A 20038-nucleotide genomic window follows, 5' to 3' on the forward strand; every position below is an offset into this window, starting at 1 on the left:
GAACCAAATTTGAAGTCTTAAATCATAACAGGAAGCAAAAAGAATTTCTGTCTTTTTTACAGGGATTCTTTTTGTTTGCAACAATCGCCGATGCTTAGAATGAGCCTCTTGATAGGGAACTTCTGTTCGTTTATAATAGAGGAGAATGGAGTGGTGAAGATGGCTGAGTTGCGTTTTCCGTTAAAAAACGATACGTCTCGGAAAATCATCCATATCGATATGGATGCCTTTTTTGCATCAGTAGAAGAAAGAGACAATCCTGAATTGGCTAAGCATCCCTTAGTGATTGCCCGCCACCCAAGTGATACTGGGGGTAGAGGTGTCGTCACGACTGCCAATTATAAAGCACGTCAGTATGGGATCCATTCTGCAATGAGTGCGCAAAAAGCCTTTGAATTGTGTCCTCATGCCGTCTTTATACCTGGCAACCATCAGAAATACCGCGAAATTTCTCAGCAAGTCCGAGAGATCTTTGGGCGCTATACCGATGTGATTGAACCGGTTTCTATCGATGAGGCTTATCTGGATGTGACCGTCAACAAGATCAACTGTCCTTCAGCGATCAAAATTGCTCGCATGATCCAGCAAGACATTTGGCAGACGACCCAGCTTACTTGTTCAGCAGGTGTCAGCTACAATAAGTTTTTAGCCAAATTATCTTCGGATTTTCACAAACCCCGGGGGTTGACGGTAGTGATGCCGGAAGATGCCGTGGTCTTTTTAAAAAAATTACCGATTGACAAATTTCATGGTATCGGTAAGAAGACAGTGCCGAGAATGCATGAATTAGGGATTTATAAAGGATCTGACCTTTATGAGTGGAGCGAAATGGCATTGATCCAAGAATTTGGAAAAATGGGCTACTCATTATACCGGAAAGTTCGAGGAATCCATGATTCTCCGGTCAGTGTGACGAGAGAACGCAAATCAGTCGGAAAAGAACATACGTATGGCAATGCGTTAACCACAGAAGATCAAGTCATCAGTCAGCTAAGAAACCTGGCAGAAGAAGTAGAAAGATCATTGAAACGTACGCAAAAACACGGAAAGACTGTGGTGTTGAAAGTGCGTTATGCCGATTACTCCACCATCACAAAACGGGTCACGTTGCCAGAGTATATGCACAAGAAAGAAGCTATTTTTTCACAAGCTAGTTTGATTTGGGAGGAGATTCTAGGAATCGAAAAAGGGATCCGCTTATTGGGGATCACAGTTACGAATCTTGATCCATTAGCTTATGAAAATATCGTATTGCCTTTGTGGGAAACAGAATAAAATATATGGAGGCGCATAATGACGACAAACAGTCAATGGAAAGCGTTACTAGAGGAATTCATGGCGCAAGAAAATCCAGCACGAAAAGTTCAAATGCGGGCGTACATGCGGAACCAATTTGACTTTTTAGGGATTCCGTCACCTGTACGCAAACAAATACAAAGACCTTATTTTGCTGCAATGAAAAAGGCCGCCATCGATTGGGCATTTGTTGAAACCTGTTGGCAACTACCTTATCGTGAAATGCAATATGTAGCTATCGACTATCTGGTAACGATGCAGTCGGTCCTCCAACCAGACGAACTGGAGAAAATAAGTGAATTAGTCCTTCAAAAGTCTTGGTGGGATACTGTTGATGGCTTGAATAAAGTTGTTGGTGGGCTGACTATGACCTACCCGGAATTGAGCCAAAAGATGCTTGCTTGGAGCAAAGCAGAAAATTTATGGCTCCGGCGCATCGCCATTGACCACCAACTGCTTAGAAAAGAAAAAACCGATCGCGAGCTTTTAGAGACGATCCTTTTAAATAATTTAGGTAGCGATGAATTCTTTATCAATAAAGCGATTGGCTGGAGTTTGCGCGATTATGCTAAAACAAACCCTGAGTGGGTGCAGGCTTTTCTGTTAACGCACAAAGATCAGTTAGCTCCGTTAAGTATCAAAGAAGCAAGCAAACATTTGTAATGATGGTGTGTTTTATGATCAAAATAAAAGGGACTGTGCCATAAGTCTCCTACAAGTAATACTATCCGAACATTAATTATTATTGCTCCTGCGGTGCAGGGACTCCTCGTCGCAAAAGTCAGAGGAATCTATCCAGCAACAGACTATTATTCGGTTTAACTTGTTGGATGATGACTTATGTCACAGTCCCTTTTATCTTTTGTATCAGTTTGAAAACTGAAGTTTATTCAAGTCGTCAAATACTCTTTTTGATTTGTTCATAGCTTTTTTCTGCGTCTTTGCATTTGTCCCAAATCACCGCTTCGCCTAGTGCTAGGGATTTAGGAACATCAATGATCCGTTGATTGCTGCTACCGCGAAATTGCAGATTCAAGTTGCGTTTGCTCAATTCGAAACGGCCATCAACTAGGATATCGATGCGAGACAGCAACTCAAGCTTATCTTCTGTTTCCAACAGTAGTTCCTCGAAGGTGTAACCAGACCAGCTCCAAATATCTTTGCCATGACCGAACTCGGAACGGACTCTGTTTACCACTTGCAGACATACTTCAGTATTCAAAAAAGGTTCGCCGCCCAATAGTGTTAGTCCCTGAACATAATCGTGCCGCAAATCTTCAATGATCTGTTCTTCGAGTTCTGCTGTGAATGGGGTGCCATAGCGGAAATTTTGGACTGCTTTATTGAAACAGCCTTCGCAAGCAAATAAACAACCACTGACATACAGGCTATTGCGGATACCTTCGCCGTCAACAAAGTTGAAGGCTTTATAATCTGCAATATGATTTTGACTATACTCTTTTGCTTGCCATTCTTTGGGGCGAGGATTTCTCATGTGCAAAACTTCTTTCTAACTATTCGATTATTCGATAAAAATGTCCTTCGCGACTGTAGCAAAAACCATTAGAAAGCACAAATGCGCGAGCAATTCCAGCACTCGTTTTCTGCGGACTCCTGACCAACAGTTGTCAGTTAGAAAGAAGCAGAATTTGCTTACGCTTTAGTCGCGTAGGGGACACTTGTTTCAGTCATTATTTTTCATATGTTTGACACGAGCGGAAATTTCTTTGTGACGACCGTGAACCATTGGTCGAGCTTGAGGATTTCCTAGGTAACCGCATGTTCGTTTGACGACGTCACAACTCTTTGGATCGTGATTGCCACATTGTGGACATTCGAAGCCGCGTTCAGTTGGATTGAAATCACCTTCATATCCGCATTCATAACAATGATCGATCGGAGTGTTGGTTCCTAGATAAGCGACACGATCATACGCATAATTCCAAACTGCTTCAAGAGCTTTGGGATTTTGTTGCAGAACTGGGTATTCACAATAATGAATAAAGCCGCCCGAACAATACTTTGGATAGTCTTTTTCAAAATCCAACTTTTCAAATGGCGTTGGATTTTTGCGGACATCATAGTGGAAGCTATTTGTGTAATATTCTTTATCTGTGATGTCTTCAACGATGCCGAATTTTTCTGTATCTAAACGACAGAAGCGATCGGTCAAGCTTTCGCTTGGTGTGGAATAGACGCTAAAATGATAGCCGTATTCATCGCCCCAAGCATCTGCATGGGCTTTTAACTCTTTCACGATGGCTAACGTGAATTCTTTTGCTTCAGGATCATTTTCCCACTCACCACCAAAGAAAGCAGCAGCTGCTTCATACAATCCAATATACCCTAAGGAAACAGTAGCACGTTTATTTTTGAACAACTCGTTGACACTGTCTTTGCGATCGAGGCGTTTGCCGAATGCGCCATACATGTATAGGATTGGTGCATTTGCCGGACTCGCTTCTTTGCAACGTTCTACTCGGTAAACAAGCGCATCTTTGACGATTTGCAGACGCTGCTCCAGAAGAGACCAGAATTTGTCGCGATCTCCGTTAGCTTCTAGGGCAATGCGGGGAATATTCAATGTTACGACCCCGAGGTTCATCCGTCCTACATTGACTTCTTCGCCATGTTCATCTTTCCAGCCTTGCAAGAAAGAACGGCAGCCCATCGGTACTTTGAAACTACCCGTCAATTCAATCAACTTGTCATAATTCAAGACATCTGGATACATCCGTTTCGTTGCGCATTCCAGAGCCAATTCTTTGATGTCGTAGTTTGGATCTGTGGGTTCCAGATTTACGCCGCGTTTGATACTGAAAATCAGCTTCGGAAAGATTGCTGTCCGTTTTTCGCTGCCAAGTCCGTTGATCCGGATCTGTAAGATTGCACGTTGGATTTCTCGCTCAAACCAGTTTGTTCCCAGACCAAAGCCTAAGGAAGTGAAAGGTGTCTGTCCATTTGAAGTAAACAAAGTATTGATCTCATATTCCAAACTTTGCATCGCATCGTAAATGTCTTTTCTTGTCTTGTTCTTCGCGTAAGCTTCTTGGCGATCCTCGCCGTCGATCCATTCACGCGCATCTTGCAAGTGTTTTTGATAGTTCAATTCAGCAAAAGGTGCAAGTAATTCATCCGTCCGGTCTGCAGAACAACCGCCATATTGACTAGATGCCACATTGGCAATGATTTGAGAGATCTGAGCTGTCGCCGTTTGAATCGATTTTGGTGATTCGACTTCTGCGTTTCCGATTTTGAAACCATTGTTCAGCATGCCTTTGAAATCGATTAGACAGCAGTTAGTCATCGGAGTATAAGGATGATAATCTAAATCATGATAATGGATATCACCTTTTTGATGGGCGTTCGCCACATGAGGGGGCAGCATTTTCAAGCCGATGGATTTCCCTACGATCCCTGCAGTCAAGTCTCTTTGAGTATTGAAGACATTGCTGTCTTTATTGGCATTTTCGTTGACCACTGTTTGATCTTTATTCATTAATTTATTGATCGTAAAGTTGATATCCGTCGCTTTGCTGCGTTCAAAATCGCGACGTGTCCGATAGTTGATATACTCTTCGGCCAATGCATATTCATTTTTTGCTAATAAAATATGCTCAACGATGTTTTGGATTTCATAAATTTTAACGTTTTTGGTAAACCGTTCGGCGATCTCATGATCGATTCCTTCTACGATTTCTAAAATCCGTTCATGATCGAGGGGAGATAGTTCTCCTTTAACTTTTCTTTGGGCTTTTACTAATGCATCGTAAATTTTTTGGTCATCGAAATCTACTAAGCGACCATCACGTTTCACGATCTTCAATTGGGTTAATTGAGGATGGCTACCCCCGCTTTGTTCAGTATTTCTCTTTAAGTCCATCATTACTATCACTCCTTATCTTCTCCAATATCATAAAACAAAATATGGTTTTCGGCAACTATATATAGTGGCTTTTATTCGCTAAATAATTCATTATGCACAATATGTAGTGTATATTCAAAAGCGGTTTTCAATAAAAACTTGATGATAACAAGGACTTGCATGTTTCACGTTTCACAAAATGAATAAAAATTGTAAAAAATTTTTATGTGTAAAAACGAAGCAGGGGCGATAGAGAAGAAAATATGCTACCATAAAGAAAATATGAAGAAAAGTAGAAATAGATCAAGGAGAATTTGCATGAAAAAAATGATCGATGTGAAGCACCTGACAAAAACCTATGGAACCCGCTTCAATCAAACCAAAGTCCTAGACAATCTTTCTTTTTCCGTTGATCAAGGGGAATTTGTGGGGATCATGGGACCAAGTGGTGCTGGAAAGACGACACTGATGAATATCCTTTCCTCCATCTTACGTCCGAGTCTAGGTTCTGTTGCAATCGGAGGACAAGAAATCACCCGCTTGTCAGAAAATGAGCTAAGCGATTTTCGCCGAAAAGAAATCGGCTTTATTTTTCAAGATTTTAATTTACTAGACACGTTGACTGCCAAAGACAACATTATCTTACCACTGGCGATCGACCGTCTTTCGGTCAATGAAGTTGACCGGCGATTGGCACATCTGGCGAACTTATTGGGAATCGCTCATTTGTTAGACCGCTACCCAGAAGAACTATCGGTCGGTCAAAAGCAACGGGTGGCCGCCGCCAGAGCAATCATCAGCCGTCCTTCCGTGTTGTTTGCAGATGAACCCACGGGATCCTTAGACTCAAAAGCGGCGACAGAGCTGTTGCGTTATTTAGCTGAAATCAATCTGCAAGAAGATATGACGATTCTCATGGTGACCCACGATCCTTTCACTGCAAGTTATTGCAATCGGATTTTGTTTATTAGAGATGGTGTCTTTTTTGCAGAGGTAGTCAAAAAAGGGTCCCGCAAAGAGTTTTTCGAAAAAATCATCGATATGCAAGCGACGATTGGAGGCGGGGATCGCCATGCTCTATAAAATTGGCTGGCGCAGTTTTTTGCAGCAGTTTCGCAATTATGTCGTTTACTTTGTGTGCATGATGACGGCAGTCATGATTTTTTATTCATTTAGTGCTATGATGAATGACCGTTTGCTGACTCAACGAGTGCAGCAAGACATTCGCATCGATGGCGTATTAGGTTTTGGTAGTACGATCGTTGCTGTTGTGGTGCTTTTTTTTATGCTAAGTGCCAATCATTTCTTCTTGAATCAACGGCAAAAAGAGATCAGTGTTTATCAGCTCCTGGGTTTGCGCAGAGCAAAGTTAAGCTGGCTGCTGCTGAGAGAAACGTTCCTCCTAAATCTTTTTTCCCTTGTTGTGGGCATTTTCATGGGGATTATATTTTCGAAATTTTTCTCAATGATCTTGATTCGAGTGATGGGACTATCCATCACTAGTCATTTTTTTAATTCGCCTCGTTCGATTTTGACTACCGTGTGGGTATTTTTGCTTGCCATGGTAGTTTTGAGTGGTCAAGTGGTTTTGTTTGTCTGGCAGAATCCTTTGATTGATCTAGCGAAGAACAACTATACACTGCCAGTGAGCAAAATGAAGTGTCGCCCATTTCGGATGGCAATGGGGATCATCGGTTTGCTTCTGTTAGGGATCGGCTATTACTTAGCTCTGACGCTACGAACGACACTGGAGCGCTATATTAATTATACAGAAGATTATACTGCTGTTTTATGGATTCCATTGCTGATTTTATTTTGCTGTATCACAGCGACGTATTTGTTCTTTGACTGCACATTGCCAATGTTGTTGCATGTCTTAACGCTCCCCCGCAAAAAAATCAGCAAAGGCACACGCTTGATTGCATTCAACAATATCCGGGCTTATTTGCAGCGGACATGGAAAAGTTTTTCATTACTGACGATCATTACTGCGATCGCGATTTCTTTGATTGGTGGCACGATGGGGGTGATTTCCTTGAATTATCAGGCGACCAATCGTGATTATCCCGTCGATTTTCAAGTCGCAGCAGAAAATGCGGAAGAGTTAAAGCAAGTGATTCTGGAAAATCAGAGTCAGGTCGTCGCGGAGCAGACGCTCACTTTTCGTATCGTGCCGTTAAACATCAACGCGAAATACTTGGCCAATCCGATAAGTACAGGACAAGAAACCGTATTGGTCAATGCGCTTTCTTTATCCGATTACCGAGCATTTCGTCGATTGGTGCCGGATGCACCTGCGGTTTCTTTAGGAGAAAATACTGCTGTTTTGTTTGATGATGATTATGATATTGCATACAACTTGAGAACTTACCAAAAAAATATTGCGCTGGAAAATGGTAAAAAACTCCTCTTAGACAACACGTATCAAGATTATTTTGGTGATATTGCGTTGCGTTACACCTTACCCAATGTATTAGTCGTCAATGACAAGGATTTTCAGGACATGTCGGGATTTGACTATCGATTGACTTATTTCAATGTTCAAACGGAGAATCAAGAGCAATTAACTCGGGTGTTAGATGATCAACTTTCAGTCGAATGGACCTATCCGTTTTATTACAAGCGAAGACAGGACAAAGGCCATGTCAAGTATCAGCTGCAAACGGAGATCTCAGAGAAGCAACAATCATCGAAGGAGTTTATTACTGGTTATCGCTTGAACTTCGCCAATCGCTATCCGAATATGCGGGCCATTAGACGGCAAGGCGGTATTATTTTGTTCGTTTCTTTATTTGTCGGGGTAATCGTTTTGATCACTACGTCTAGCAGTTTGATTGTACGGCAATTTTCTAATACGGAGCGGGAAAAAAGAAATTATCGTTTATTGCGTACACTCGGTTATAGCAAAAAAGAAATTCGTTCGATCGTCTACTGGCAGAATTTTTGGGTTTTCATGCCAGGTACATTACTCGCGATTTTACATGCCGCATTCGCAATCAACACGCTGACGCAAATCATCGTGAGTCCAGGGTATTGGGTGGCACATCTGTTTGCAGGTGTTGCAGCCGTCGTATTCTTTATTGCTTATTTGATTACAGTTAAGTTATGCTTACGGATCATTGAAGAGTAAGCTGTCAGATTTTTTTCAATTTTGAGCTGGTACAAGACACGAGGAATGGTATAATTTAAGGGATAAATGAGTAGAGGAGTAGATAGGATGGATAAAAAAGAAGAGCAATTACTGATTGATCTGACAACTGCCCGTGGTGTTCCGGGGAATGAAGAAGAAGTACGGGAAGTCTTCAAAGCATATGCGAAAGACTTTGCCGAAGATATTTTTTACGATGGGTTAGGAAGCGTGATTGCCAAACATGTAGGGGATGGCGGCGGACCTAAAGTTTTTATTTCCGGACATATGGATGAAGTTGGCTTTATGGTGACAAAGATCACCGATAAAGGTTTCATCGAGTTTCAAACATTAGGCGGCTGGTGGGGCCAAGTGATGCTGGCACAAGAAGTAGAAATCAAAACGCAAGCTGGCAAATTGGTTCATGGTGTAATCGGTTCTAAACCACCTCATGTGTTGACGCCGGAAGTTCGCAACAAGCCTTATGATATCAAAGACATGTTCATTGATATCGGTGCTTCTAGTGAGGAAGAAGCAAAAGATTGGGGCGTACGTCCTGGAGATATGATTACGCCATATATCCAATACAAACGGATGAATGACAGTAAGTTTTTGCTAGCTAAAGCGTGGGATAATCGTATTGGAACAGCAGTTTCTTTGCGTGTGTTGGAAACGTTGGCTGCTGAAGGGCATCCAAATTGCTTGTTTGCTGGCAGTGATGTCATGGAAGAAGTAGGATTGCGTGGCGCACGAACAAGTACGCACCTAGTGAATCCAGACATCGCGATTGCTCTTGATACGGGGACAGCTGGTGATACGCCAGGAATGACTCCAAAAGAAGCAGATTCTGTCTTGGGCAAGGGGCCGCAAGTTTTGATTTTTGATGCATCGATGATCCCTCATAAGAAACTCTTGAATTTTGTGATCAATGTTGCGGAAGAATTAGAGATTCCTTTCCAATATACGGTGATCACCGGTGGGGGAACAGATGCCGGTCAAATGCATCTGACCCGTGATGGTGTACCATCGATCGCGATTACAGTTCCAGTGCGCTACTTGCATTCCCATACTTCTGTCATTCATGAAGATGACTACTTAAATACAGTAAAATTAGTAACAGAAGTTGTTCGTCGCTTAGATGACAAAACCGTGAAAGAATTACGAAGCTATTAGAAGGAGTAGAGGATGAGAAAAAATAGTGAGATCCGCTCCATGGCATCACGTGCATTAAAGGGCATGTGGGGGCGGTATATTTTAGCCTTTATTGCTACGATAGCCATTCAAAGCATGGTTAGCAGTTTGGTGCTGTCATTGACAAACCATACCTTTCAACAGACACGAGAAACAATCATTGATTATATTTTGGAATACTTTGTTTTTTTCGCATTGACGATAAGTTTAAATATCATGGCACTGTTCTTGATTCGTCAGCGGGAGATCCATGTGTCGGATATTTTTCTTGTTTATGACAAGCGTTATTACGTACCTTTTCTATTGCTGAATTTGGTGAATGCTCTCGTAAATTATCTGATTAGTTTTGTGACGTTTTTACCCCATTTAGTTGTTGGCGGAATGAATCAGTACCTTGATTTAGTCTTGAATGTCAACAGTCGGATCACTGTTGACTGGAGTCTCTTCCGTTCGTCGATTTCCTTCATCATCAGTTTTCTTATTTCTGTGGTCCTTTTCTTATTTGTCTCCCAGATCATAAGCGGATTATTTCAGTTTGCGATCTATGTACGATACGACCATCCAGAAATGACGACGCTACAAGCGATAAAAGGAGCTTGGCATTTAATGAAGAATCATATCGGTCAGTATATTTTGCTGCAGATTTCTTTATTAGGATGGATGGTTTTAGGTTTGTTTGCTTTTGTTATCGGTCTATTTTGGGCGCTGGCCTACGCAAACACTGCGAATGCCGCCTTTTATCAAGCGTTGATCGAAAAAGAAAATGATCGCGTTCTTAGCTAAAGAACACCTCTTGTAAAGATATGATCCACGGTTGTGACGTTGGGTGACTCAATGCAGCAATGAGAGAGAAAATCATCGATTTCTTTTGCTAATGAGCTCCAGATGTCGCAGCCGTTTTTGCTGTTTATTTTTGAGTAATCCAATGCTTTTGTGATAGCATAGGGATAAGGAGGCGGAAGTATGAAACTAACAGTTTTAGGATGTTTAGGCGCATATCCCTATAAGGGTGAGGGAACTACTGGCTATTTATTAGAGTCTGAGGGATATCATTTGTTGCTGGATGCTGGCAGCACGACACTGATTCAATTGGAAAAAATCTTGGATCCGTTAGCATTGGATGCTGTGATTTTGAGTCATTACCATCACGATCATATCGCAGATCTGGGTGTCTTACAGTATTATTGGCAGCTATTTCCTAAGCAAGCAGAGCGGAACGTATTGCCCATTTATGGGCATGGAGAAGACAGTATTCATTTCAATGAGTTGACCATGGCGGGAGTTACAGAAGGGCATGATTATTTACAAACAAAACAGTTGGAATTGGGACCGTTTTCTGTTACATTTATGAAGACGATTCATCCTGTAACTTGTTATGCCATGCGCTTTGTGGAGAATAGTACAGGTAAAATATTTGTATTCACAGGCGATTCCGGCTACTTAGAAAGTTTTGTCGATTTTGCCAAAGATGCCGACTTATTTTTAGCAGATACCTACCTCTTTGCAGGGAATGAACGCCACAAAGCTCATTTTACTTCTCAAGAGTCTGGAGAAATTGCTGCCGCAGCGAAGGTCAAAAAACTGGTTTTGACTCATCTGCCACAGCATGGTGATCTGGAGCAACTGAAAGAAGAGGCAGCAGCGGCGGCCAACGGGATACCGGTTGAATTGGCAGCAGTTCAAAAAATCTTTGAGATTTAAACCCGAGGAGGAGTAGCAGATGCTTTTTGTACCAAATGAAAACAACGACCCAAGAATCAACCTAGCCATTGAGATCTTTTTGCTGCAGGAAATGAAGGTGGATGAACCGATCCTGCTGTTTTATATCAATGAGCCGTCGATTATTATTGGACGAAATCAAAATACGATCGAAGAAATCAATAAAGACTATGTCGATGCTCATGGAATCCATGTGGTTCGCCGTTTTAGTGGCGGTGGGGCTGTCTATCATGATTTTGGAAACTTGAATTTTAGCTTTATCATGCCGGATGACGGTAATTCATTCCGTGATTTCGAAAAATTGACGAAACCAATTGTTCAGGCGCTTCATGAAATGGGCGTCGAAGGGGCACAATTAAAAGGCCGCAACGACCTAGTCATTGATGATATGAAGTTCTCTGGGAATGCAATGTACGCCACCAATGGTCGAATGTTTGCTCATGGGACCATCATGTTTGACAGTGACATTAATGAAGTGGTCAATGCGTTGAAAGTGCGCAAAGATAAAATCGAATCAAAAGGGATCAAATCGATTCGTTCTCGCGTGACGAATATCAAACCTTTCTTACCAAAAGACAAACAAGATATGACGACCGAAGCGTTTCGTGAAGAGATTCTTTTGAAGATTTTTGGTGTGGATTCAGTCGACCAAGTCAAGACCTATACATTGACTGAGGAAGATTGGGTCAAAATCAATGAAATTTCCGACAAGTATTATCGAAACTGGGATTGGAATTACGGGAAATCTCCTGCGTTTGATATTGAACGCCGCAAACGATTTCCAATTGGATCGATCGAAGTTCGCTTTAACGTTCAAGAAGGCAAGATTACAGAAGCAAAGATTTATGGAGATTTCTTTGGATTAGGAGATATTGCTGACGTTGAACAAGCTTTTATCGGCACCCGCTATGATAAATCTGCATTGAAAGATGTGATTGATCAAATTGATGTCAAAAAATATTTTGGCAATATTACCCCTAAGGATTTGTTGGAATTAGTTTATTGATTTTCCAGCAAATCAAAAAAAGATGTGGATATAACGAAAATCTATAGAATAACTGAAATGCACTAAGAAAAAGCAGCCACAGATCCTACGATCTGTGGCTGCTTTTTCTCTTAGTGAACATGCCGTTTTTTTTACGGGCTGCGCTTTTTTCTTTTTGCTCTTTGCTTAGTAAGCTCGGGCAATCCAAACGGTGTGTTTAGCAGGTTTCCCGCTGACGATGTCAACTGTTTTTTCCATAGGAGCTTCAAATGGGATATTTCTGGTAGTAAAGCCAGTTTCTTCTTTGATCTTGGCTTCAGTTTCTTCTGTCCCGTCCCAACCAATTAAGACAAAACCAGTGACTTTATCTTCTTTTTTGCAGGTTTCGATATGTGCTTTTAACTCTTCCAGTGTTTCGATATCGTAATACTCGTTCTCTTTGTTTCTGTTACGAGCTGCTTCAAGCAAACGTGGTGTCATCGCAGCCAATTGCTGATCCACGAAATCAGCAAGGTCATCAAATGCTACGGTTTGTTTTTCGGCAAGATCACGGACTTTGACCATTACATGCCCATTTTCTAAATCTCTTGGACCACATTCGATTCGTAAGCAAGCGCCCTTTAATTCCCACTCGTTAAATTTGTAACCTGGCGAATTGTCAGAATCGTCTAAGCGAACACGAATACCTTTGGCTTTGAAAGATGCAAACAACTCTTCCAATTTTTCTAAAATGGCAGGATTTTTCTTCCAAGGTCCGACTGGCATCAAGACGATTTGCGTAGGGGCGATCGTTGGTGGGAAAACCAATCCGTTTTCATCACCGTGAGTCATGATCAATGCGCCTAACAAACGTGTAGAAACACCCCAAGAAGTTGTATGTGCATAGGTATGTTTGTTTTCTTTCGATAAATAAGTAATATCGAAAGCTTCTGCAAATTTCGTCCCCATATAATGGCTCGTACCGGCTTGGACAGCTTTTCCATCTTTCATCATGGCTTCGATGGAGTAGGTATCCACCGCGCCAGCAAAACGTTCAGAAGGTGTTTTTTGTCCTTTGTACACTGGAATGGCTAAAAATTCTTCGCAAAGACGTGCATATTCATCCAAAATTCCTAACGTCCGCTTTCTTGCATCTGCTTCATCTTCATGGGCGGTATGTCCTTCTTGCCATAAGAATTCAGAAGTGCGGAGAAAAGGCAGTGTTTTCTTTTCCCAACGAAAAACATTGGCCCATTGATTGATTTCATATGGTAGATCACGGTAAGAATTGATCCAATCAGAAAAGGCTGAACCGATCATAGTTTCAGAAGTAGGACGCAATGCTAATGGTTCTTCTAATTTTTCATTACCGACTTCTGTCACCCAAGGCAATTCAGGAGCAAATCCTTCAATGTGATCCGCTTCTTTCATGAAAAAACTTTGGGGGATCAGCATTGGGAAATACGCATTGCGAATGCCTTCTGCTTTTAAAAAGCGATTAAATTCTTCTTGAATATGTTCCCATAGCTCAAAGCCATCAGGACGGAAGATGATTGATCCTTTAACTGGCGAATAAGCCATCAATTCGGCTTTTTGAATGGTCTGAATGTACCATTCTGTAAAATCATTTTTTTGTGTCATTGTTTTTCCTCCTTAAAAAATAAAAAAGCATTCCGTCCTATAAAAAGGACGAAATGCTTGGATTTCGCGGTACCACCTTTGTTGACTATTGCTAGTCCAACTCATGAAGGATAAGGTCTTCACACCGACCGTTTTGCGGTCACTACCATTGGCAGGTTCTTCTTATTAGCGGGTATTGGATTTCCAGCTTGCTCCAACTCTCTTTAACCATCATAAGAATACTGATCCAAATCTTACATTCATGCTAAATCGAAACTCGGAAAAAAGCAAGCTTTTTTTGTCATTTTGTTATTCATTACTGACTAGCTCTAGGAAATCTGGCAACCCATCTGAAGAAAATGTCAGAGAAAAACGAGTGGCTTGTTCCTCATGTAAGACCGAGCAAGACCCAAAATTTTGCTGGGTCAGTTTTTCAATAATCTGAAGATCAAAATAGTTTTCTTCTTCAAAGGTTTCAATATTCGGTATGGCTTCTTTTTCCGAAGTAGCCAAAGTTGGAAACTGACAGCTGACGAACAACTGATTCTGCTGTTTGATAGCACTTAGATGAATCTTCCGCAGGGCGCGATCTTTGAGTAGATACGTTTCCCGAATTGCATAGTCCATTAAATGAGCAAATAATTGTAGAAAATCTTCTTCAGCTAGTTCTTTGATTGCGGGAATATCCACATCATAAGAGAATTCAATGCTTTTTTGCTGAGTCAATTGCTGATAGCTTGTCAATAGCAGGGTTGTTAGAGAATGATCTTCACTTTTGATTGGACAGGATTCTTCTAGCGTCTGCTCGATTAGGTTGATTTGATCAAAAGCTCCCAGCAAACTGTTGTCTTCCAGCATGACTTTTGCAGTATTCAACTGTTTGCGAAAACCGAGAAAAGCTTGTTGCCATTGATTGATTTGTTGTTGAATTATCGGTTGTTGTTCTTCATACAAGCGAATCTTGAGTCCTGCGATATCCTGTTTTTTTGTTTTCCCCTCATTATAGAAAAACAAACGCAGCAAATCATAGCACCAGCAGACAATAATCAAGAGTACGAAGAAAATCGTATTCCAATTGATTTTTGATTGATCGCTGTTTAGGACATCTTGAATGTAGATAAAGCAGTGACCAATCGCGGATAAAACGATCCAGGGAGAACAAAGAACAAAAAATTGATTCTTTTTAACCGCTTCATAGATGGCAGCAAAGGATGTCACAAAAGTGCTAAAAATATTCAGTAAATGGATATAATCCATAATCTCCGGCAAGTGGAGTTGATGGGAAAAGACAGATAAAATGGCTGCTGCACCACAAATGCCATGGAAGATCACCCAAATCTTGTACTTCTGTTGAAGAACTTCCATTTTCGATAAATAAAAGCCGATCAAGAACATTGGGGTAATGATCGATAAGACATTCAACATCACTGAATTTATGGTGGGGTTAAAGAGCAACCCTCCAAGAATATCGCCAAAACCGGCTTCTAGTCCAGCTGACAGTGCAAAAGCACTGAATAATAATTTCGAAACGAGTAATTTTCGTTTCTTAACTAATTTAATCCCTACATAAATCAAATTAAGCAAGCTGATAAAACCTGTCAGAAGAAGCATAAAAATATTGGGAATCGAATGACGAAAGACATAACTGACTAAAGCGTTTGAAGAACCAAGAAAGACCTCAGCGGGATATCCTGAATAATTTTTGAAAGGACTAGATACATAGATACGTAGTGTTTGGCCTTGGTAATTTTCTGGCAAGGTGACAAAAGAGAGGGTTTTCCCAGGATTCACAAGACCATCTGCTACTTCTTTTTTATTGGTATATAAAAGTTTATCATTTAAATAAACCGTCATTTTCTGATGATCGCCCACCAACAGCAATGTCGGGTAGTAGTGCTCATTGGTGATTTTACGTTCCATTACCAAATTTTCATTGGTAGGAATATTAGGCAAAAAATTCACATAGTTACTGTCGAAAGTTGTTTCTGGTTCTGCTGCAGAATAATACAGCCAATCTTCCTGTTTTTCAATAGAAGGAAGACTGATCACTGGATTAATCAGAGCAGAAATATAGAACAAGATAATTCCCAGAGAAAAAGCAGAAATCGTTAAGAAGGGAATTGCATTCTTCAAGTTTAGTTTGTTATTTTTTTTAAACATATATGAATTCTCCTGTTTTTTATTCACGTCTAGAATAAAACAAAACAATTGATTAAGTCAAATGATAATGGGTGTTATACCAGAAATAATAAAATAACTAATAAAAAAATCATTTAAAAAAGCGGACTCATATTATTTAAAAAAAATCATTAATCGTTATAATATAAACGTAATATACAAAAATATCAAAAATAAAGGAGAACTGTGATGAAAAAAATTTCTAAAACAAGTATCCTTCTTTCTTTTACAACATTAATTATTATGCTTCTTTCTTTACTCATGATTGTTATTCCAAAAATGTTAGGGTTACGCATCGCTATTGTGAAGAGTGATGCAATGGAACCAACATATTCCTCTGGAAGTTTATTATTTGTTAAAAGTGTGGATGCAGAAAATTTGATTGTCGGCGATGCAATCACTTATTTTGTGAATCAAGGGGAACAAATATACACGCGGCGAATTGCTGCAATTGATCAAAATGAGCAAGTGATGTATACGATCGGAGACAATCAAGACCACATGGAAACGACCAAAATCAGAAAAAGTCAATTACTTGGCCAACCTTTGTTCCATTTGCCTCGAATCGGTCATCTAGTCACGAGTGAAACTGTTTCTATTGTAAAAAAGCTTTATTTGGTTTTCACCATTTATATTACAGCAACCACTTTTTTGGTGATGATTTCTCAGATCAAACAAGGGAAACGAATGGTAATGTAAGTTCCACTAATCAATAACAAATACCGCAAACAAGTTCAGCAAGTGCTGTCCTGTTTGCGGTATCTTTTTGTTTAGAATCAGATTTGTTGTTTATTCTATCCCTTTTTTTAGCTTCATACTGGAAGCAAGGTAAGGATCAATCCAGCGCCAAGAAGTCCAAGTCCAAACAACCAATCCTTAAGGGTGACTAAATAATTCACTGCATAGGTTCGAGGTGCATCACCGACAAATCCGCGAGATTCCATGGCTGCAGCTAGAAGTTCTGACCAGCGGATCGATTTGACCATCAGTGGAATCAGTGGTTTTAAGGATAGTTTGGAATAAGTGATTCCTCGAGATTTCAGACTAAACTGGATGTTGCGGTACTCTTTAGGAATCATAGGTGCCATATGAAAGGCTGCCATTAAGCCATAAGCAAAAACAGGAGGCAAGCGAAGTTGCTGTTGTAAAGAATAGATCAGCTCTGTTAGTGAGGTCGTAGCGGCAAAGACACTTCCTAATGTCCCAAAACAATAAACGCGACTGGCGAGACGAATGCCATAGGCATATGCCGCTGTCGTGCTGCCGTTTTGACCTTCTTGAAAAAATAATAGCCCGGTAAAAAAGATCCCGACTGCACTTAAAGACAAGAGAAAAAGTAACTTGAGCAATTTTTTCAGAGGCAGATAAACCAAGAGCAGCAACAAGAAAAATAAAGTCAAACTGCTATTTAGCAACAAATTATTTTGAAAAGAGACGAGCAAAGCCAGCGCGGATAAAGTCAGCAGCTTGACTGTTGGGTTTCGGTACTTCATTGGAAGACTCCTTTACAAAATGATTGAAATCGAATGTTCGGTCACAAAAATCTGACAGAAGGCGCAAATCATGGCTAATGATGAAGACCAGTGTACCGCTGGCCGCTTTGTCTGCCAATAACGACATCAATTGCCAAGACTGCCGCAAATCTTGTCCATAGGTTGGCTCATCAACAAGCAAAATCGGGATTTCACGATCGATCAAACAGGCAACAGCTAATCGCCGTTGTTGTCCTTGGCTTAATAGGAAAGGAGAATCTTCCTGTTTCTCCCATAGTCCCAATTGGTTCAGCTTTTCAGAGAGATCCTCTCTTTCTTGACCATTAGCTAATTCTTGTGCCACGGAGGAAGCTAGAAACTGATCCTGCGGGTTTTGCATGACCCAGCTCATCCGATCAAAAGGACGACTGCGAGAGGTCAAGCATTGCTCTTGGTAATAGATTGTTCCATCATAGGGAACTTGCTGCAACAGGGCTTTAAAAAAGGTTGATTTTCCTATCCCGCTTTTTCCTGTGATGCCTATTCGTTCTCCGGTCGAAAAGACTTCGTCTTTGATCAGCAGAGAATGTCTGCCAATTGGCAAACGAAAATTTACAAACCGCAAGAGGGGCTGCGGCTCAATAGGAGTGGGGGACGGTTTAATCATAGTTTGTCTTAGCTGCTCTTCTTGCTCTAAAAGCAACTGAGAAGGAACCGACTGAAAAGCATCTGTTAATAGGAGCCATTCCTGCACCCAGTCAGCGACCGGTGCTACTTGATGGTCGATTAAAAGAATTCCGATTTTCTTTTTTTGTTGAATTTCTGTTAATTTTTCAATCAATGATTGGGCGGTCAGCGAATCGAGATTAGCGAAAGGTTCATCTAATAGAAGATAGCGGCTTTCTAAAACAAGACAGCATGCTAACGCTACTAGTTGTTTCTCCCCACCTGAGAGGGTTGTCAGCACTCGATCTTCTAAATGACGAATCTCGCAAAAATCGAGTGCTGTCTCAATACGACGAGTCATTTCGTTTAATGGAATGGCTCTGTTTTCCAAACAAAATAACAGCTCTTCTCGGGGAGTTCGCATACAAAACTGCGTATCGGGATTTTGAAACATCAAACTAACGGATGCAATCCGTTGTACAGGGGATAAATCAGTAAAATCTTTCTCATCGATCACATAGTGTCCAGATTCGAACCCTTGATCCGACAAACCGGCTAATAAGCGAAAAAACGTACTTTTTCCTGAACCAGAAGGACCATAGATCCCTTTGATTTCCCCAGGAGCTAATTCAAAGGTAGCGGTAAGTTTTTGCTCATCAATCGTAAAGACACAGGAGTCTAGTGCTAAACTCATTCTTTCACACGGCTTTGTTTGAAGCGAGTATGTTGAGCAATCGGATAGCTATTCAAAACCCCCATTTTTGCTAAGTGATCACAAACCACTTTAACAAGGACAGCTGAAAAAAGGAGCGCGGAAAGCAGACGGATCACGAAAATAGTCAGCAGTAATTGCCACTTTAAATCAAGAAAGCTGGAACGGATCATGCCCCAAATAAAACTGGTGACAGTCGCTCCCAAAGCTCCCAGGATCAAAGAAGACCAGCCGAATTTTCGATAGCGAAAAGCGGCAAAGCCAGCCTCTGTGCCGATTCCTTGAAGAAAGCCGCTGACAAAGATAATTGGACCATAAAAGTTACCCATGAAAACCTCCAACAAAGCGGCGATCATTTCAGTAATCGTGGCTGCACCTGGTTTTCTTAGTACGTAACCGGCAAATGCAGACGCCATAAACCAAATCCCAAAGAGAAATTCATTCGCTAGAATGGCGAGGCCAAATGGAGTTAACAAGGTGCTGAGTAAAACCCCCAAGTGAACGGCCCCTAAATAAACGACACCGAATACGAGAGAAACGATGCCTACCATGATCACATCCTTTAATTGCCACTTACTCATGCAAAGAGGCCTCCTTCAACGAGGGACTATTGACTGAAACGGTTCCTTCAAGAACATAATGAGGCAGCTTTTCGTGTGCATAGGCCAGTGCTTGTTCAAAATAGGCGAATAATTGAGCGGCTGTGCCAGATAGCAGCGTCACGTAATGGGCCGATTGCGGTTGTAAGCCCATGGCATCCGCCAACGAGACGATATGCGCAATTTCTTCCATATAATCTTCACGTCCAAAGACATAAAAAGAATATTTGCACTGAACGATGAACGTACCTTTTGCAGTAATTTGCTGATGATTTGGCCGTTCATGCTTGCCGCTGAGAAAGGCATCACCAGCCAGATCTCCTGGACAGCCTTTCGAAAAAGTGAACTCACCGACCAAATGTGTTTTTGGGTCATAGGCATTGACAAAAAGAGCTACTGCCGCATCAATCACACTGGCAGCTTCACCACGGTAGAGTGTACTGAAAAGATCTGTCTGCTGCCAAACGGCTGTGGTATCGGTCTCTTTGATGCTTCGAAGAATGTGAGAGGCAAAATCATCTTTCATTGGATAAAGACTGATGCGGCATCCCGTGATATCGATTTGATTCATTGAACAATTTTCCATAGTATTCTTCCTTTCGAATGATTTTCTGTCTACAAAAAAAGCG

The 20038-nt window shown here is 41.1% G+C and carries 17 protein-coding genes and 1 other annotated feature; of the genes, 9 read left to right on the forward strand and 8 right to left on the reverse strand.

Annotation, left to right across the window (positions count from 1 at the left end; genetic code table 11):
- Positions 1–159: 159 nt before the first annotated feature.
- On the forward strand, positions 160–1275 hold the full coding sequence (gene dinB / locus HED61_RS09040; RefSeq protein ID WP_005472399.1) for a DNA polymerase IV: 1116 nt from the start codon (positions 160–162) through the stop codon (positions 1273–1275).
- 18 nt (positions 1276–1293) lie between these two features.
- Positions 1294–1959: a DNA alkylation repair protein gene (locus tag HED61_RS09045; protein WP_021151044.1), complete on the forward strand. Its 666-nt coding sequence runs from the start codon at positions 1294–1296 to the stop codon at positions 1957–1959.
- Between the two features lie 235 nt (positions 1960–2194).
- Here the strand turns inward: HED61_RS09045 and nrdG are convergent, their stop codons facing one another.
- Complete coding sequence (gene nrdG / locus HED61_RS09050; RefSeq protein ID WP_003127104.1) at positions 2195–2791, reverse strand: anaerobic ribonucleoside-triphosphate reductase activating protein; 597 nt, start codon at positions 2789–2791, stop codon at positions 2195–2197.
- Positions 2792–2980: 189 nt separating this feature from the next.
- A complete protein-coding gene (nrdD, locus tag HED61_RS09055) occupies positions 2981–5182 on the reverse strand; it encodes an anaerobic ribonucleoside-triphosphate reductase (protein WP_103300025.1) in 2202 nt (733 codons plus the stop codon).
- A 297-nt stretch (positions 5183–5479) separates the two neighbouring features.
- Between nrdD and HED61_RS09060 the strand changes: the two genes are divergently transcribed.
- The 6 genes from HED61_RS09060 to HED61_RS09085 all read left to right on the forward strand — a co-directional run bounded on the left by HED61_RS09060 (position 5480) and on the right by HED61_RS09085 (position 12204).
- Positions 5480–6244, forward strand: coding sequence for an ABC transporter ATP-binding protein (locus HED61_RS09060; RefSeq protein WP_003127107.1), 765 nt, complete (start codon positions 5480–5482; stop codon positions 6242–6244).
- Entirely contained in the window at positions 6234–8291 is a 2058-nt protein-coding gene (locus HED61_RS09065) for an FtsX-like permease family protein (RefSeq protein WP_219645256.1), read from the forward strand. Before HED61_RS09060 ends, HED61_RS09065 begins: the two co-directional genes overlap by 11 nt.
- 87 nt (positions 8292–8378) lie before the next feature.
- Positions 8379–9461: a M42 family metallopeptidase gene (locus tag HED61_RS09070; protein ID WP_003127109.1), complete on the forward strand. Its 1083-nt coding sequence runs from the start codon at positions 8379–8381 to the stop codon at positions 9459–9461.
- 12 nt (positions 9462–9473) lie between these two features.
- Positions 9474–10262, forward strand: a complete 789-nt coding sequence (locus tag HED61_RS09075) for a DUF975 family protein (protein WP_003127110.1) — start codon at positions 9474–9476, stop codon at positions 10260–10262.
- Positions 10263–10442: 180 nt separating this feature from the next.
- Positions 10443–11180, forward strand: coding sequence for an MBL fold metallo-hydrolase (locus HED61_RS09080; RefSeq protein ID WP_003127111.1), 738 nt, complete (start codon positions 10443–10445; stop codon positions 11178–11180).
- 19 nt (positions 11181–11199) lie between these two features.
- Positions 11200–12204, forward strand: a complete 1005-nt coding sequence (locus tag HED61_RS09085; RefSeq protein WP_219645255.1) for a lipoate--protein ligase — start codon at positions 11200–11202, stop codon at positions 12202–12204.
- Between the two features lie 165 nt (positions 12205–12369).
- Here the strand turns inward: HED61_RS09085 and proS are convergent, their stop codons facing one another.
- Complete coding sequence (gene proS, locus HED61_RS09090) at positions 12370–13803, reverse strand: proline--tRNA ligase (protein WP_113849856.1); 1434 nt, start codon at positions 13801–13803, stop codon at positions 12370–12372.
- A 41-nt stretch (positions 13804–13844) separates the two neighbouring features.
- Positions 13845–14047 (reverse strand) — a binding site (T-box leader).
- A 44-nt stretch (positions 14048–14091) separates the two neighbouring features.
- Positions 14092–15942, reverse strand: coding sequence for an ATP-binding protein (locus tag HED61_RS09095; RefSeq protein WP_234981372.1), 1851 nt, complete (start codon positions 15940–15942; stop codon positions 14092–14094).
- Between the two features lie 207 nt (positions 15943–16149).
- On the opposite strand from HED61_RS09095, the gene HED61_RS09100 reads away from it, so the two are divergent.
- Positions 16150–16659 carry a signal peptidase I gene (locus HED61_RS09100; protein ID WP_103300029.1) on the forward strand — a complete coding sequence of 170 codons (510 nt, stop codon included), beginning with the start codon at positions 16150–16152 and terminating at the stop codon, positions 16657–16659.
- Between the two features lie 113 nt (positions 16660–16772).
- Here the strand turns inward: HED61_RS09100 and HED61_RS09105 are convergent, their stop codons facing one another.
- Genes HED61_RS09105 through HED61_RS09120 form a run of 4 tightly spaced genes read right to left on the reverse strand, consistent with a single transcriptional unit; the run spans position 16773 to position 19995 of the window.
- Complete coding sequence (locus HED61_RS09105; RefSeq protein ID WP_138371780.1) at positions 16773–17453, reverse strand: energy-coupling factor transporter transmembrane component T; 681 nt, start codon at positions 17451–17453, stop codon at positions 16773–16775.
- Positions 17380–18792 carry an ATP-binding cassette domain-containing protein gene (locus HED61_RS09110; protein WP_138371781.1) on the reverse strand — a complete coding sequence of 471 codons (1413 nt, stop codon included), beginning with the start codon at positions 18790–18792 and terminating at the stop codon, positions 17380–17382. Before HED61_RS09110 ends, HED61_RS09105 begins: the two co-directional genes overlap by 74 nt.
- Positions 18789–19391 carry an ECF transporter S component gene (locus tag HED61_RS09115; RefSeq protein WP_103300031.1) on the reverse strand — a complete coding sequence of 201 codons (603 nt, stop codon included), beginning with the start codon at positions 19389–19391 and terminating at the stop codon, positions 18789–18791. Before HED61_RS09115 ends, HED61_RS09110 begins: the two co-directional genes overlap by 4 nt.
- Complete coding sequence (locus tag HED61_RS09120; RefSeq protein WP_219645254.1) at positions 19384–19995, reverse strand: Ykof family thiamine-binding protein; 612 nt, start codon at positions 19993–19995, stop codon at positions 19384–19386. Before HED61_RS09120 ends, HED61_RS09115 begins: the two co-directional genes overlap by 8 nt.
- Positions 19996–20038 lie beyond the last annotated feature (43 nt).

The sequence above is a fragment of the Enterococcus gallinarum genome (assembly GCF_021496385.1).
Taxonomy (GTDB): domain Bacteria; phylum Bacillota; class Bacilli; order Lactobacillales; family Enterococcaceae; genus Enterococcus_D; species Enterococcus_D gallinarum.